Genomic DNA, 476 nt, shown 5'->3' with positions numbered 1-476 from the left:
ATGCACGTTCGAGCCGTTCCGCTGATTCAGGAGCAGACCGAGCTGCTGATGCTGTATGTCCGCTCATTGCGTGAAGTGGCTGCGGAGGCCATGTCCACCAAGCTGACTTCGCTCGGACAGTTGACTGCCAACCTTGCCCACGAAATCCGCAACCCGATGTCCGCCATCCGTCATGCCAGCGATTTGTTGCAAGAGGGTGATGAGGCAGATCCGCTCAAGGCCAAGCTCTACAACATCATCGACAGCAATATCCAACGCATCGACAAGATGTTGGAAGATGTATCCCTGCTTAACAAACGAGACAACATCAGCCGCCAGCCGATTAATCTGATGAAATTCTGGTTGGAGTTCAAGCAGGAATTTACCTTGAACAATCCCGATGCCATCGGCTGTCTGCGCATGAATATGGACGGCAACAACCTGACCGTATTGGTTGACTCCATGCATTTGCAGCAAGTGATGTGGAACTTGTGCAA

Annotated in this window: 1 protein-coding gene; it reads left to right on the top strand. The window is 51.9% G+C overall.

Annotation, left to right across the window (positions count from 1 at the left end):
• Window positions 1-476 (top strand): histidine kinase dimerization/phospho-acceptor domain-containing protein (locus tag ACTHUR_RS19715; RefSeq protein WP_440400488.1); only part of this gene is annotated, 476 nt, incomplete at both ends.

The organism is Neisseria sp. P0021.S007, from assembly GCF_051956855.1.
Note: the sequence above shows the minus strand (reverse complement) of the source record. Positions and strands in the feature narration are given on the sequence as shown.